Source organism: Roseibacterium elongatum DSM 19469 (genome assembly GCF_000590925.1).
In the GTDB taxonomy this organism is placed as follows: Bacteria; Pseudomonadota; Alphaproteobacteria; order Rhodobacterales; family Rhodobacteraceae; genus Roseibacterium; species Roseibacterium elongatum.
In genome coordinates, this window is record NZ_CP004372.1 from 2,348,607 (window position 1) to 2,363,092 (window position 14,486).

At 67.8% G+C, this 14,486-nt stretch carries 11 protein-coding genes and 2 pseudogenes; 6 read left to right on the plus strand and 7 right to left on the minus strand.

Annotated features, from left to right (window positions below; all coding sequences use genetic code 11):
* Positions 1–134 precede the first annotated feature (134 nt).
* The gene (locus tag ROSELON_RS11425) at positions 135–1,223 is read left to right on the plus strand and encodes an alcohol dehydrogenase catalytic domain-containing protein (protein ID WP_025312521.1); all 1,089 of its coding nucleotides are present in this window, start codon (positions 135–137) and stop codon (positions 1,221–1,223) included.
* Positions 1,224–1,321: 98 nt separating this feature from the next.
* A pseudogene (locus tag ROSELON_RS11430) lies at positions 1,322–2,541 on the plus strand (mandelate racemase/muconate lactonizing enzyme family protein).
* A gap of 60 nt (positions 2,542–2,601) precedes the next feature.
* On the opposite strand, the gene ROSELON_RS11435 reads toward ROSELON_RS11430, so the two are convergent.
* The 3 genes from ROSELON_RS11435 to ROSELON_RS11445 form a co-directional block, all read right to left on the minus strand.
* Positions 2,602–3,372 (minus strand): FadR/GntR family transcriptional regulator, encoded by a 771-nt coding sequence (locus ROSELON_RS11435; RefSeq protein WP_025312522.1) that lies wholly within the window; start codon positions 3,370–3,372, stop codon positions 2,602–2,604.
* A 102-nt stretch (positions 3,373–3,474) separates the two neighbouring features.
* Positions 3,475–4,140 carry an OmpA family protein gene (locus ROSELON_RS11440; protein ID WP_025312523.1) on the minus strand — a complete coding sequence of 222 codons (666 nt, stop codon included), beginning with the start codon at positions 4,138–4,140 and terminating at the stop codon, positions 3,475–3,477.
* Positions 4,141–4,270: 130 nt separating this feature from the next.
* Positions 4,271–5,152 (minus strand): methylated-DNA--[protein]-cysteine S-methyltransferase, encoded by an 882-nt coding sequence (locus tag ROSELON_RS11445; RefSeq protein ID WP_025312524.1) that lies wholly within the window; start codon positions 5,150–5,152, stop codon positions 4,271–4,273.
* A 110-nt stretch (positions 5,153–5,262) separates the two neighbouring features.
* Here ROSELON_RS11445 and nth point away from each other — a divergent pair, with 110 nt between their 5' ends.
* Together nth and ROSELON_RS11455 are read left to right on the plus strand one after the other, a co-directional pair.
* Positions 5,263–5,955 carry an endonuclease III gene (gene nth, locus ROSELON_RS11450; RefSeq protein ID WP_025312525.1) on the plus strand — a complete coding sequence of 231 codons (693 nt, stop codon included), beginning with the start codon at positions 5,263–5,265 and terminating at the stop codon, positions 5,953–5,955.
* Positions 5,952–6,944 (plus strand): adenosine kinase, encoded by a 993-nt coding sequence (locus tag ROSELON_RS11455; RefSeq protein WP_025312526.1) that lies wholly within the window; start codon positions 5,952–5,954, stop codon positions 6,942–6,944. Before nth ends, ROSELON_RS11455 begins: the two co-directional genes overlap by 4 nt.
* Before the next feature lie 142 nt (positions 6,945–7,086).
* Here the strand turns inward: ROSELON_RS11455 and ROSELON_RS11460 are convergent.
* Positions 7,087–7,855 (minus strand): annotated as a pseudogene (locus tag ROSELON_RS11460) (phosphate ABC transporter ATP-binding protein).
* Between the two features lie 381 nt (positions 7,856–8,236).
* Between ROSELON_RS11460 and ROSELON_RS11465 the strand changes: the two are divergent.
* Positions 8,237–8,983, plus strand: a complete 747-nt coding sequence (locus ROSELON_RS11465) for a Crp/Fnr family transcriptional regulator (protein WP_025312527.1) — start codon at positions 8,237–8,239, stop codon at positions 8,981–8,983.
* Positions 8,984–9,141: 158 nt separating this feature from the next.
* Positions 9,142–11,346, plus strand: a complete 2,205-nt coding sequence (locus ROSELON_RS11470; RefSeq protein ID WP_025312528.1) for a CHASE2 domain-containing protein — start codon at positions 9,142–9,144, stop codon at positions 11,344–11,346.
* Between the two features lie 9 nt (positions 11,347–11,355).
* On the opposite strand, the gene ROSELON_RS17545 is transcribed toward ROSELON_RS11470, so the two are convergent.
* The 3 genes from ROSELON_RS17545 to ROSELON_RS11485 form a co-directional block, all read right to left on the minus strand.
* Positions 11,356–12,045, minus strand: a complete 690-nt coding sequence (locus ROSELON_RS17545; RefSeq protein WP_156945931.1) for a FecR family protein — start codon at positions 12,043–12,045, stop codon at positions 11,356–11,358.
* A 175-nt stretch (positions 12,046–12,220) separates the two neighbouring features.
* Positions 12,221–13,492 carry a tetratricopeptide repeat protein gene (locus tag ROSELON_RS11480; protein ID WP_025312529.1) on the minus strand — a complete coding sequence of 424 codons (1,272 nt, stop codon included), beginning with the start codon at positions 13,490–13,492 and terminating at the stop codon, positions 12,221–12,223.
* A 145-nt stretch (positions 13,493–13,637) separates the two neighbouring features.
* On the minus strand, positions 13,638–14,456 hold the full coding sequence (locus ROSELON_RS11485) for a sulfotransferase family protein (protein ID WP_025312530.1): 819 nt from the start codon (positions 14,454–14,456) through the stop codon (positions 13,638–13,640).
* Between the last annotated feature and the right edge of the window lie 30 nt (positions 14,457–14,486).

The window sequence follows — 14,486 nt, forward strand, 5'->3', positions numbered from 1 at the left end:
GCCTTGGTTGTCGGCCAGACGGGGCGCGCGTGCAAGCAGGTCGCGCACGGGCCAACGGCCGCCGCCTTTGGCCTTGCGCGCGCGGGCCGGGGCGCGCAGGCTGCACGACAGGGACACAGGAGGGAGGGGACCCCGTGCCGAGTGAAATCCGCGCCGCGGTGTGCCGCGCATTCAACACGCCGCTAAAGGTCGAAACGGTGCATCTGCGCGATCCTGGCCCGGGCGAGGTTCAGGTCACGCTCGAAGCCGTGGCCATCTGCCATTCCGACATTTCCTATATCGAGGGCGCCTGGGGCGGCGATCTGCCGGCCGTCTACGGGCACGAGGCGGCGGGCCGGGTCACCGCGCGGGGCCCCGGCGTGACCGCGCTGGCCGAGGGCGATCGCGTCCTCGTCACCCTGATCCGCTCCTGCGGGCATTGCCCGTCCTGCGCCACGGCGAAACCGGTCTACTGCACCGGCAACCAGCCGCTGCCGCCGGAACTGAGCCTGCCGGACGGGACCGAGGTGACCAAGGCGATGAATTGCGGGGCCTTCGCCGAAAAGGTCACCGTCCATGTCAGCCAGACCGCCCCCCTGGGCGACGATATCCCGGGCGACGTCGCCTGCCTGCTGGCCTGCGGTGTGCCCACCGGGGTCGGCGCTGCGGTGAACACGGCGGGCGTGCGCCCCGGCGACGTGGTGGTGGTGATCGGTGCGGGCGGCGTGGGGCTCAACGCGATTCAGGGCGCGCGGATCGCGGGGGCGGCCCATATCATCGCGCTCGACCTCGAAGAGACCAAGCTGGACGTCGCGCTGGACTTTGGCGCCACGGCGGCCCTTCCGGCCTCGGGCGACAAACCCTGGCGCGCGGCCAAGGCCGCCGCCGGCGGGCGCGCCGCCGATCATGTCTTCGTCTCGGTGGGCGCGATCCCGGCCTATGACATGGCCTCCCGCTTCCTCGCCCCGGGCGGCACGGTCTATGCCGTCGGCATGCCCCATTCCGGCGACACCACCTCCTACGAGCCGGTGATCCTGGCGGCCACGGGGCAGGGGGTGCGCGGCTCGCTCATGGGCGACATCGTGCTGGGCCGCGACATCCCGTGGATGATCGAGCTCTATCGGCAAGGCCGCCTGAAACTGGACGAACTGATCTCGACACGCTGGCGCCTCGACCAGATCAACGAGGCCATCGCCGACACCAAGACCGGCCAGGCCCGACGCAACGTCATCACCTTCGACTAGGCCCGCCCCTTCTTCTTGGTCGAAATACCTCTCGGGGGGTGTGGGGGGCAGACAGCCCCCCACCGGCCCGCCACACGCCACAGCAAGGACCGCCGATCATGCGCCTGACCGATCTGGAGATCTTTCCCGTCGCGCCGCCACCGCCGGGCTGGGGCGGGCGCTATTGGCTGATCCTGCGCCTGACAACCGATGACGGGATCACCGGCCTGGGTGAGGTCTATGCCAGCGCCGTCGGCCCCAGGGCCATGGCCGCGGTGATCGCGGATGTCTTTGCCCGCCACATGCAGGGCACCAGCCCCGAGAATGTCGAGACCATGTTCCGCCGCGCCTATTCCGCTGGCTTCACGCAGCGCCCCGACCCGAGCGTGATGGGCGCGTTTTCGGGGCTGGAAATGGCCTGCTGGGATATCCTGGGCAAGGCGCGCGACCGCCCCGTCTGGGCGCTGATGGGCGGGCGGATGAACGACCGGCTGCGCGCCTATACCTACCTCTACCCCGAGCCGCATCACGACCCCAACCGGTTCTGGGTCGACGCCGAGCTGGCCGCCGAGGCCGCCAGCGCCCGCGTGGCCGAGGGCTGGACGGCAGTGAAATTCGACCCCGCCGGCCCCTACACGATGCGCGGCGGGCACATGCCCGCGATGTCCGACATCACGCGTTCGGCCGATTTCTGTGCCGCGATCCGGGGCGCGGTGGGCGACCGGGCCGACCTGCTGTTCGGCACGCATGGCCAATTCACGCCCGCCGGTGCGATCCGGCTGGCCCAGGCCATCGCACCCGATGATCCCCTGTGGTTCGAGGAACCCGTGCCGCCCGACGATTTTCCCGCGCTCGGCGCTGTGGCCCGCGCCACGACGATCCCGGTGGCCACCGGCGAACGCCTGACCACCAAGGCGGAGTTCGCCGCCGCGCTGGCCCATGGCGCGCGCATCCTGCAACCGGCCCTTGGCCGCGCCGGCGGCCTGTGGGAGGGGAAAAAGATCGCCGCTCTGGCCGAGGCGGCGGGCGCGCAGATCGCGCCGCATCTCTATGCCGGGCCGGTGGAATGGGCGGCAAACGTACACTTGGGCGTGACCTGTCCGAACATCCTGATGGTCGAGGCGATTGAAAGCCCGTTCCATGACGCCCTCGTCTCGGGGCGCCCGCAGGTCGAGGGCGGCTTCTCGAGGCGCCAAAGGCCCCCGGCCTCGGCATCGCCCTGAACGATACCATCGCGCGCGCGCATCCCGTCACCACCGACCGCCTGCATCTCGAGATGCAGGAGGCCCCCTGCGACTGGCAGAATGGCAACGCCTTTGCCGGGGGCGCCGCCGACTGAGCCGGGCGCGGCCGGATTTCTCGAGAAATCCGGTCCGTTTTCCGCGCGGAAAACGGCGCCCTATCCGCGCGCCTGCTCGTGTTCGTAGCGCAGCCGTGCGATTTCCTCGTTCTTTTCGGATTTGCGCTGTGCCTCCAGCGCCTCTTCGACAAAGCTCAGATGCTCGATCACCGCGGCGCGCGCGGCGGCGGCATCCCGCGCCTGCAGCGCGTCATTGATCGCGCGGTGATGTTCCAGCAGAAGATCGCGGATCGTGCGGTTCTTGAACATGATCTGCCGGTTGAAGAACACCCCTTCGCGCAACAGGTCGAAAATCGACCGCATCATGTGCAGCAGGATGACATTGTGCGACGCCTCGAGAATGGCGAGGTGAAACTCGGCGTCCAGCTCCGCCTCGTCCGAGGGGTTTCGCTTGGAATGGGCGGCTTCCATCTTGCGAAAGATCGTGTCGATCACCTTGAGATCGGTGTCCGAGCCATGGATCGCGGCACGCTCGGCGGCGATCGATTCAAGGTCGCGGCGAAAGGCGATATAGTCGAAGACCGCTTCCTCGTGCTGCGCGAACAGCCGGATGAGGGCGGGCGAAAAGGCCGAGCCCAGAACATCGGCCACGTAGATCCCGGCGCCCGCCCGCGTGGCCAGCAACCCGCGCTCCTGCAACTCGGCGATGGCCTCGCGCAAGGACGGCCGCGACACGCCGAGGCGCTCGGACAGTTCCCGCTCGGAGGGCAGGCGTTCACCCGGGCGCAGGATGCCGCGCAGGATCAGTTGCTCGATCTGCCGCACGACGCTGTGCGACAGTTTCTCGGCCTCGATGCGCTGAAACGGCATGACGCGGCACCTCCCTCCCTGATATTGGTCAAGGATTATGACCGCATCGCCGCGCAAGTCCAGCATTGCCGGGGTCTTGCGGCGGCGGATCGGCGGGACGGGTCAGGCGCGCGGACGGATGATGACCTCGACCCGGCGGTGCAAATATTGAACGGAGGGATCCTGTACAGAGACTCCGGGTACGGGCTCGCTTTCGCCTCGTCCAAAGGCTCTGACACGGGCTGGGTTGACGCCCTCTTCCAATAAGACGCCTGCAACTGCATTTGCACGCCGCGCAGAGAGATCCTGATTGTATTCAGCCGAGCCAGTACTATCGGTATGGCCCACCACGTCCACGGTTGTGTCGGGATATTGCTGCAGGTTGCGCGCCAGCGCGCGCAGATCTGCCTGCAGACTGGCTCGGATCGCCGCGCTATCAAAATCAAAAAGGATACCTTCCGGCAACGTAACGATCAGTTCCTCGCCCGTATTCTCGATGGCGATGCGCTCGTTGGCCATGGACGCCCGCAGATCGCGCGCCTGCCGGTCCAGCGCCGCGCCGATGGCGCCGCCCGCCAGTGCGCCGGCCGCGGCCCCCAGCACGGCGTTGCGGCCGCGGTTGTCATCATCGGCGGTGGCGCCGAAGAACGCGCCCAGCATGCCGCCGACGATGGCGCCGTCGCGGGTGCGGTTGGCGTTGGGGTCCTGCACGGTGTTGGACACGCAGCCGGTCAGCACCAGCGTCGCGGCGGTGATCACGGCAATCGGGGTCTTGGACATCAGGTTCATGCGAATTTCCTGCTCTGCAACGTGTTTTGCGACCGCAGCAGGGCTGCGCGGCCGGATTGGTGCCAGATATAACACCCTGCGCGGGTCTGCGCAGGGGGAAAAACACGCTTGGCGAAAACCTGCGCAAGACTCAGCGCGGCGGGGCCTCGGCCGCGGCGCTTTCCCAGGCCAGCATGGCGCGCTTGACCGGCAGGCCCCAGTGATAGCCGCCCAGCCCCCCCGATTTGCGCAGTGCCCGGTGGCAGGGGATCAGCCATGAAATCGGGTTGCGCCCCACCGCCGTGCCCACCGCGCGCACCGCCCTGGGGCGTCCGATGGCGCGGGCGATCTCGGAATAGGTGGTCACATGGCCCGAGGGGACGGAGAGCAGCGCTTCCCACACCTTGATCTGGAAGGGCGCGCCGATCAGGGCCAGCTTCACGTCGCCGCCCGACACGCCAAAGGCGGCCTCGGTCCACGGCGCGATGGCGGCGGGGTCCTCGAGATAGGTCGCCTCGGGCCAGCGCGACATCAGGTCGGCCAAAGCGGCGGCCTCGCCCGTTTCGGCGGCGAAACCGATGCCGCAGATTCCGCGATCGGTACCCATGACGATGGCCGGGCCAAAGGGGCTGTCGAACCGGCCCCAACGGATCGTCAGGCCCGAGCCTCTGGCGGCGTAGGTGCCGGGGCTCATCGCCTCCCATGTCAGGAACAGGTCATGCAGCCGCCCGCCGCCCGACAGGCCGGTTTCGGCGACCGTGTCCAGCACCGTGTAGCGGTCGGCCAGCAGGCGCTTGGCGTGATCCAGCGTCAGGTATTGTTGGTAGCGCTTGGGGCTGACCCCGGCAAAGCGCGAGAAAACCCGTTGCAGATGCGCGGGGCTGAGGCCGATCTCGCGCGCGAGATCGTCCAGCGACGGGCCGGGAGGCGCGGCGGCGTCGATGACGTCCAGTGCGCGTCGCACGATGTGAAAGTGATAGGCCATCTCGGGGGCGTCGGGGGCGTCGGGGGCGTTGGGGGCAAGCTCGGTCATCGCGTCTCTCCTGTCTTGTCCCAATCTAGGCGCGGCCCCGCAGGCCCGCGACCCGCTTCTTGCGCCAAAGCGTCTCTTGTAGCTCGTCCCGGCAAGCGGCATTAGGGGGCATGGCCAAGCAACTGCCCTACCGCGCGATGCACGAGATCTTCACCCGGTTCCACGCCGCCGCGGCCGAACCGAAGGGAGAGCTCAACCACGTCAACGCCTATACGCTGGTCGTGGCGGTGGCACTCAGCGCGCAGGCGACGGATGCGGGGGTGAACAAGGCCACCGAAACGCTGTTCCAGATCGCCGATACGCCCGAAAAGATGCTGGACCTGGGCGAAGAAGGGCTGATTGAGCACATCAAGACGATCGGCCTTTACCGCAACAAGGCCAAGAACGTCATCAAGCTGAGCCGTATTTTGGTCGAGGAGTATGGCGGCGTTGTGCCGTCCAGTCGCGCGGCCCTGCAATCGCTGCCCGGTGTCGGGCGCAAGACGGCCAATGTGGTGCTGAACATGTGGTGGCACTATCCCGCGCAGGCGGTCGATACCCATATCTTCCGCGTCGGCAACCGCACCGGCATCGCGCCGGGCAAGGACGTCGATGCTGTCGAGCGCGCCATCGAGGATAATGTCCCGGCCGAGTTCCAGCTGCACGCCCATCACTGGCTGATCCTGCACGGGCGCTACACCTGCGTTGCGCGCAAACCCAAATGCCCCGCCTGCCTGATCCGCGACCTCTGCCCCTTCGAGGACAAGACGGTCGAGCCCACCCCAAAACGCCCCCGCGCGAAAAAAGGACAAGACCTGACATGACCCAAGACTACGACCTCGTCGGTATCGGCAACGCCATCGTCGACGTGATTTCCCATGGCGATGACAGCTTTCTCGACAACATGGGCATCCAGAAAGGGATCATGCAACTGATCGAGCAGGACCGCGCCGAACTGCTTTATGCCGCCATGTCCGATCGCGTGCAGGCGCCGGGTGGATCGGTCGCCAACACGGTGGCGGGCGCGGGCACTCTGGGTCTGAAGACGGCCTTCCTCGGCAAGGTCAAGGATGACGCGCTGGGCCAATTCTACGCCAAGGGCATGGAAGAGGGCGGCACCGCCTTTCCGAACCCGCCCGCGGCAGAGGCCGAGGCGCCGACCTCGCGCTCGATGATCTTTGTCTCGCCCGATGGTGAGCGGTCGATGAACACCTATCTCGGCGCGGGCGCCGATTTCGACGAGGGCGACGTGGATGCCAGCGTGGCCGCGAATGCCCGCTGGCTGTTTCTCGAGGGCTATCTCTACGACAAGCCCGAGGGGAAAACCGCCTTTACCGCCGCCGCCGATCACTGCCGCAAGGGCGGGGGCCGCGTGGGCATCACGCTCTCCGATCCGTTCTGCGTCGACCGTCACCGCGCCGATTTCCTGCACCTGATCGAGGGGCAGATGGATTACGTGATCGGCAATCACGAGGAATGGCTGGCGCTTTACCAGACCGAGGATCTGGACGCCGCGCTGGCCCAGGCCGCCACGATCTGCGACATCGTGGTCTGCACCCATTCCGGCGAGCCGGTGAAGATCCTGCGCGGGGCCGCCCGCGTCGAGATCCCGGTCGAGCGCATCACCCCGGTCGATGCCACCGGCGCGGGCGACCAGTTCGCCGCCGGGTTCCTTTTTGGCATGGCCACGGGCCACGACATCGAGGTGGCCGGCCGGATGGGCGTGGCCGCCGCCTCCGAGGTGATCCGCCATGTGGGGCCGCGGCCCGCGCGCCCGCTCAGCGAGGTTTTCGCCGAGCAGGGCCTGATCTAGGCCCGCGTCCGGCCCCCTGTCGGTCAGACCCCGCGCGCGTCATCTTTATCCTCGAAATATGCCGGGGGGTGCGGGGGGCTGGCCCCCCGCCGGGTCGGCGTCCCGAAGGGACGGCGAAACGCGGGCCGGTGCTGCGTCCCCCTCAGCCGAATTGACCTTCGATAAAGGCGCGGGCCTCCTCGGTGCGGGTTTCGGTGAACACCCGTTCGGTCGGCCCGATCTCCAGCAGACGCCCCACGGTGGAAATAGGCCACCCTGTCGGCGACGCGGCGGGCCTGCATCATCGAATGGGTCACGATCACGATGGCCTTGTCCAGCTTGAGTTCCAGCACAAGGTCCTCGACCGATTTGGTGGCGATGGGGTCGATCGACCCGGTGGGTTCGTCCATCAGCAACACGTCGGGCTTGGTCGAGAGGGCGCGGGCGATGCACAGGCGCTGCTGCTGCCCGCCCGACAGGTCGGTGCCCTTCATCTCGTGCAGGTGATCCTTGACCTCGTCCCACAGATGGGCGCGGCGCAGGCAATCCTCGACATGGGCCTCCAACTCGTCCCGGTCGCGCATCAACCCGTGCAACTGCGGGCCATAGGTGACATTGTGCCAGATCGTGCTGGGGAACGGGTTGGGCTTTTGCGCCACCCAGCCAAAGCGCCGGCGCAACAGCGGCGGATCGACTTGCGCATCGTGGATGTCCTCGCCTTCGAGGGTGATCCGGCCCTCGATCTTCACACCGGGCGTGATGTCATGCATCCGGTTGAAGCATTTCAGCATCGTGGATTTGCCACAGCCCGACGGCCCGATGAACGCCAGCGCCTCGCCGGGGTAGAGATCGAGATCGATCTGCGACAGCGCCGGCGGGGCGCCCCTGTCGTACCACAGGTTCAGGCCGCGGACCTCGATCAGGGGGTCCATGTTGCGCCCTGAGGGGTGGGTGATGGTCGGGCGGTCGGTGGCGACGGGGCGTGCGGGCGCGCCGCCACGCGCTATCGCGCTGTCAGTCGTCCTGTCCTCCATGTCCGGTCTCCTCGGCGATCATCTGAGGCGGCCCCGCGCGGCGCGGGGGCCGGGGCGGGGCGGTCTGTTGGTTGTCTCGCAGGCGCAGCTTGGGGCGCATGGGCCGGGCCGGATTTGATGCAGATCGTTTTGCGCGCATTGTCATGAAAACTTCATATGCGCCGGCGCGGGCGGTTTGAGGCACGCAAGGCTTTGCGTTCCGCGCCCCCTTCGATAACAAGGCGGGGTGGCCGTCTGGCCGCGGTATTGCTGCCAATTGTTCCAGAACGGCCCTTTTGAATGACCGATCCCGTTTATCTGACCGCTCTTCTCGGCCTTGGGCTTGCGCTCAAGATCACGGGTTTCGCGGTGCGCGACGAGTTGGTGCTGCGTCTCCTCGTGGCCACGGGCATCGTCTGCGACGTGCTGTTCTACGCCCTGCGCCCCGAGCCGATCCTGCAATCGGTGCTGGCCAACATGTCGCTGGTCGCGGTGAACGTGGCGCTGATCCTGTTGATCCTGCTCGAGCGGACGACCTGGCGCATGAGCGCCGAGGACCGCGCCCTGCTGCGCCATTTCGCAACGCTGACACCGGGGCAGTTTCGCCGCATCGCAAAGATCATGGAGCGCGAGACCGTGGGCCCCGACACGCCACTGACGCTGGAAAACAAGCCGGTCGAACACCTGATGCTGGTGTTTTCGGACCGCATCGAGATCAGCAAACAGGGCAAGAGCTTTCCGGTGGGCGGGCCGGCCTTTGTGGGCGAGATCGCGTTTCTGACGGGCAATCCGTCCTCGGCGGATGTGCGCCTGCCCGAGGGGGGCACCGTGATCCGTCTGCCGATCGGGCCGCTCAAGGCGATGATGGCGCGCAAGCCCGCGCTGAACAATGCGATGGTGGCCCTCTTCGGGCAGGAACTGGCCCGCAAGGTCGCCGACAGCGTGCCGATGGACCGCGCGGCGCGCAGCCGGCCGGTGACCGGCGCGGCGCCCTCGGGCGACACGATCCCGGCCATCGACCCCGAAAGCCAGGCGGGCCTGAGCTAGCGGCCAGTCGCACCGCCAATGCTTTCGTGCCGGTCGGGGCAGGCGGCATTTGCCACAGCGGCCAAAATCGCCCACGATCCGAGGGTGATAGCGACAAGCGAAAAGGGGCTGCCGGTGCCGCGAAAACCCGATGACGGGCCCCGAGGGCGGGGCAGGAGATGAGGCGGATCACCCTGCTGCTCGGCCTGGGGATGACGGCGCTGATGCTGCTGCTGGCCGGGGCCGCGCCGCTGATCCTCGAACGGGCGCGCGATTCGGTGTTCGACGCCTACCAGCGCGCCAGCCCGCGCGCTTATGATCCCCAGGCGCCGGTCCATGTCATCGATATCGACGAGGCCTCGCTGGATGCCTTCGGGCAGTGGCCCTGGCCGCGCAGCTACATGGCGGCCCTGACCGACCGGCTGTTCGATCACGGGGCCGCGGCAGTGGGGTTCGATGTGCTCTTCCCCGAGCCGGACCGCACCTCTCCCGAGCGGATCGCCGAAAGCTGGGCGCGATTTGCCGAGGGCATCCCCCCGATCCTGCCCGATCTGGGGCTGCCGCCCCATGACGACCGCTTCGCCGCGGCGATTGCGGGCCGCCCCGTGGTTCTGTCCGTGGCCGGCGCGCCCGAGGGCGGTCGGCCCGTCCCCATGGCGGGGATCGCCGTGACCGGCACGGTGCCGCCGGGGCTGGTGCGCTACCCGGCGGCGGTCGAGAACCTGCCCGCCCTGACCGAGGCGGCGGCGGGGCTGGGCATGGTCAGCCTGGGGCGCAATGCCGATGGGATCACCCGCAGCGTGCCCATGGTGAGCCAGGTGGGCGAGGCCCTGATCCCCGCGCTGTCGGCGGAACTCCTGCGCGTGGCACAAGGCGCGGGCGGCCATATCCTGCGCACGACCGAAGCCTCGGGCGAGGTGTCGGGCGGGACCAATGCGGCCGTGGCCATGCGCAGCGGGGCGCTCAGCTACCCGGTCGAGGGTGATGGCCGGTTTCGCATCCATTTCGCGGGCGATCAGCCCGCGCGGGTCACACCGGCCGCGCAGGTGTTGCAACTGGACGGGCCGGACCCCGAGTTGCGGCAACGGCTGGCGGGGCGGATCGTGCTGGTGGGGTCCTCGGCGCAGGGGCTGTTCGACATCCGCACCACGCCGCTGAGCGGGCAGGTGGCCGGCGTGATGCTGCATGCCGAGGTCATCGAACAGATCGTCTCGGGCAGTTTCCTGACGCGGCCCGACTGGATGTTCGGCCTCGAGGTGGTGGTGATCGTGCTGATCGGCGGGGTGCTGACGCTCTTGCAGTTGCGCGAGCATCCTGTGGCGGGCCTGATCGCGGCGGCGGCCTTGGTGGCGGTGGCGATCCTTGGGGGGCTGTGGGCGTTTTCCGGCGGCTGGCTGTTCAACCCGGTTCTGCCGGTCCTGACGGCGGTGGCGGTCTATGTGCCGGGCACGACCCTGGGCTTCATCGCCAAGGAGCGCGCGCGCCGGTCAATCCGCAACCGCTTTGCCTATTTCCTGCCGCCCGAACTGATCGGGCGGATCGAGGCCAACCCCGAGGCGGCCCTGACCCCCGACGGGGCCGAGCGCGATCTGTCGGTGATGTTCGTGGACATGCGCGGCTTTTCCACCGTGACCGAGGGGATGGACCCGGCCCGCGTCGTGACACTGGTCAACACCTACCTGTCCGCGGTGGCCGAGGCGCTGGTCGATCGCGGCGCCACCATCGACAAGTTCATGGGCGATGCGGTCATGGCGTTCTGGAACGCCCCCATCGCGCGCGCGGATCATGCCGAGGCGGCGCTTGGCGCGATCTTCGCGGTCGAGGAGGCCGCCGCCCGCGCCAACGCGGCCCTGCACGACGAGGGGTTGCCGCCCGTCTCGGTCGGGATCGGGATCAACACCGGCCCGGCCTCGGTCGGGTTGATGGGATCGCGCGACCGACTGTCCTACACCTGTATCGGCGACAGCGTGACCCTGGCCGCGCGGCTCGAGGGGCTGACGCGGCAATACGGCGTCGCGGCCTGCGTCGGTCCCGCCACGGCCGCCGCCGCCGGGCACGGCGCGGCCGAGGGGCTGGTGGCCATCGTGCTGGACCTGATCGCGGTCAAGGGGTTCGGCACCCCGGTCGAGATCGCCACGGTCCTGCCCGCGGGCGCCCCGGATGTCGAGCGTTTCGCGCAGCTTCTGGTCGAGGCGCGGGGCGACTACCTGGCGCGCAACTGGGCCCGCGCCGAAGAGGGCTTTGCCGCCCTTGCCGCGCTACAGGTCGATTTCTGCGACACCGCCCTCTTGACGCGGCTCTATCTGGACCGGATCGAGGCGTTCTACCGTGCGCCGCCGCCCGCCGACTGGATCGGGGCGGCGGTGGCGACCGCGAAACGCTAGGCGCGGGCCTCAGAAATCGCCGCCGAAGCAGAAGATTCCTTCGTAGATTTCATTGGGGGCCGCGCGGTTGGTGCCGAGTTCTTCGTAGAAGAACGGAAGGCATTCCTCGCCCGCGAAGAACCCGATGATCGTGTCGATGTCGAACCCGTCCTCGAACAGGTCGAAATCGAACTCCTCCCCGCCGGTCGAGACCGGGCCGCGGTCCGAGGGGTTGGGGGTGTCCACACCGCTGCCCAGGCCCGCACCACCGCCCGATTGCGGCGCGCCGTCGATCAGTTGCAGCAGAAAGGCCAGGAATTGCGGCGATACCTCGCCCAGGTAGCCGTCATTGCCCAGCACGCCGCCCTGGCGGCTGGTGCAGGCGGTGCCGCCCGACGCTGTGGCAAGGCACAGACGCTCGCCGGCGATGAACACCGCATAGGTGTCGCCGCCCGAGGCGAAGACCAGCGCGGACGATCCGCGCACCCCGATCGTGGCCGAGGGGGTGGTGATGGTGGCCGGCTCGTCGCGGCTGAGCGTGCCGCCGATGAACCGCAGCGCACCTTCGGTCAGTTGCAGGCCCATCTCGCCCGCGCCCTGGTTGGGGTCGAACACGAAGCGGTCCAGAACGATGGTGGTGTTCGGGGTCCAGCGACAGGGTGGACTGGTCGGCGAACAACAGCTGCCCGCGCCCGGTGGCCGAGCTTTGGACCGTTTCATCGGCCGTCAGCGCGGTGCCGACACCCAGGGTGCGGGTGGCCGCCCCCGGCGGGGTGCCGCGCAGTCGCTCGGCCGAGCGACGGTGCCGATCTGCTGTGCGGCGGCGGGCAGGGCGCCGATGGCCAGCAGCGCGGCGGCCAGGACGGGGCGGGCGACAGAGGTCAGGCGCGGCATCTCAGAACTCCCATCCGATTTGAGCGGACACGACCGAGGCATCCTGATCGGGGCCGGTGTTCAATTCGGTCATCACATGGCTGACGCGGGTCTCGAGATACAGGCTGTCGGTCACGAAGCTGCGCAGCATCACGCCGAAGGCGGTGCGGGTTTCCTCGTCATCGTCGAAAAACGCAAAGTCGTAGTCGGTGGTGATCCAGTCGGCGCTGGCAAAGGCCCCGGCCACCCATTGCCGCGGCAGATCGAAGGGCGCGTCGAAGGCATGCTGCGCCTCGAGCCGGAGACCATAGGCGGTGTCGGTGGTGAAATCGAACTCGGCGCCCTCGGCCGACACGGTCAGGCGCAGGCGCGTGTCGCGCGACGGCCGAAAGACCGCGCCCAGCATCACCTCGTGATAGGTGAAGTCCTCGCCGCCATTCTCCAGCAACTCGCCCGTGCCGTAGGACAGATCGGCAAAGGTGGTCCAACGCTCGTTATGCGGGTTCTGGTAGGCGATGCCGATGGCGGCCCTGTCGAAATCGGTGTTCAGGTCGAAGGGGTCGTCGGGAAAGCGCACCATCGACAGCTCGACATAGGGGCGCAGCCGCGGGCCGTAGGTGTCGCCGGTCAGGCGAAACTCGGGGCCGGTGGTCAGCCGCATCTCCTGACGCGAATTGAACAGGATGTCGTCGAAATCGGTGCCGGGCAGGTAGCTGGACAGCGCTGCCTCGGTCACCCATTGCGTCACGAAGGGCCCGCCGAGATCCAGCCGCCAATCCAGGCTGGCCGACCCGAACAGGCCCTCGGACTGCGACAGGTCGGTTTCGGTGAAGGCATAGCCAAGCGCCACATGCGCCGACCACGCGCTGTCGGCGTCGCGGCGCGTGGCCTCCTGGCGGTAGCGCGCGACCTGGGCGGATTGGGACTGGGTCAGGGCGCCGCCGGCTTCGGCGGCGGCGAAATGGTATTCGGCCAGGTCGTAATTCCCCAGCGAGAAATAGGCGATGCCAAGCTCGACGCGCGCGGTGGAATTGCGCGGCTCGAGGTCGATCAGCCGTTCCAGCGTGGCGACGGCGGCCTCGAACTCGCGCATCTGAACCGACAGTTGCGCATAGCGCATCATCACGTCGCGGTTGGTCGGATCGGCCAGCATTTCGGCAAAGACCGCGTCGCGCTGCTGGGCCAGGCTGGCGGTCTGCGCCGCGCCGGGCATCGCGCCCGCCGACAAGACCGAGGCACAGAGCAGTGCCGCGACCGCGCCGCGCCGTGCGGTGGCCGTGGTGAAATCGAACATCCCGTACCTCTTGTCTGAAAGACCTTCTTGGTAAACGCGGCAAGGCTAGCCCCGCCCGCGCACGCGACGCAACGTCGCGTTTGCCATCGGCTGCGGCTTGACCCGGCAATGCGGCATCCCCGCAACGGTCGGCGCGGAAAAGGCGTCACTCGCCCAGTTTGGCGTGCACCTCGTCGAGGTCGATCTCGCCGATCGGCATCTTGTTGGCCGGGTTCTCGAAATCGTATTTGAAAAGCTCGAAATCGCGTTTGTAGATCTCGTAGACCAGGTGCATCGACAGATCGTCGAAATAGTCCTCGACCGGGTGGGCGCGCTTGGGGCCGTGCCCCTCGCTTTCGTTGAAACGCGGAACGTCCTGCAGCGCGATCGGGTGGGCGACGTCGATCTTGTCGAGCACCGTCTGCATCCCCTCGTTGAACTTTTCCGTCCAGAAGATGTGGTCGTAGGTGCCGCCATTGACGACAAAGGTCGAGACATGGCCCGACATGGCCGACCAGTGAATGTCGGGGTCCATCGGCTTGCGCCAGCGGATCGTATCGCGCGCAAACAGCAGAAACCGGCGGAAACTGGCGATCTGGTCGAACTCGCCCTTGCCGTCGTCGCCGCCGACCTCGATCCCGTATTTCTGGATCAGAAGCGGCACCATGTTGCCGCGATAGCGTCGGCCATTGCGCTGGATGCCGCAGATCTTGTCGAAAAACGACGACAGGATGCGCGTGTAGGGATTGCGCACGCAGGTAAACGCGTACGAGCCGTGGCCGGTCACGTTCCTGGTGATCAGCGGCTGGCTATCGTCGAACGCCCATTTGTGCATGCCCGACTGGGCATCGTGGATGTCGCCGTCGAAGAATTCGCCATTGTCGGTGTAGTACATGATCTGCCCGATGGTCGAGCAGGCGCATTTCGGTACCACGCGGTACACGACGCTTTCGCTGGTGGTCATCCAGGTTCCGGGAAACCCCATACTCGTTGCCTCTGCCTTGTCGCACATGCG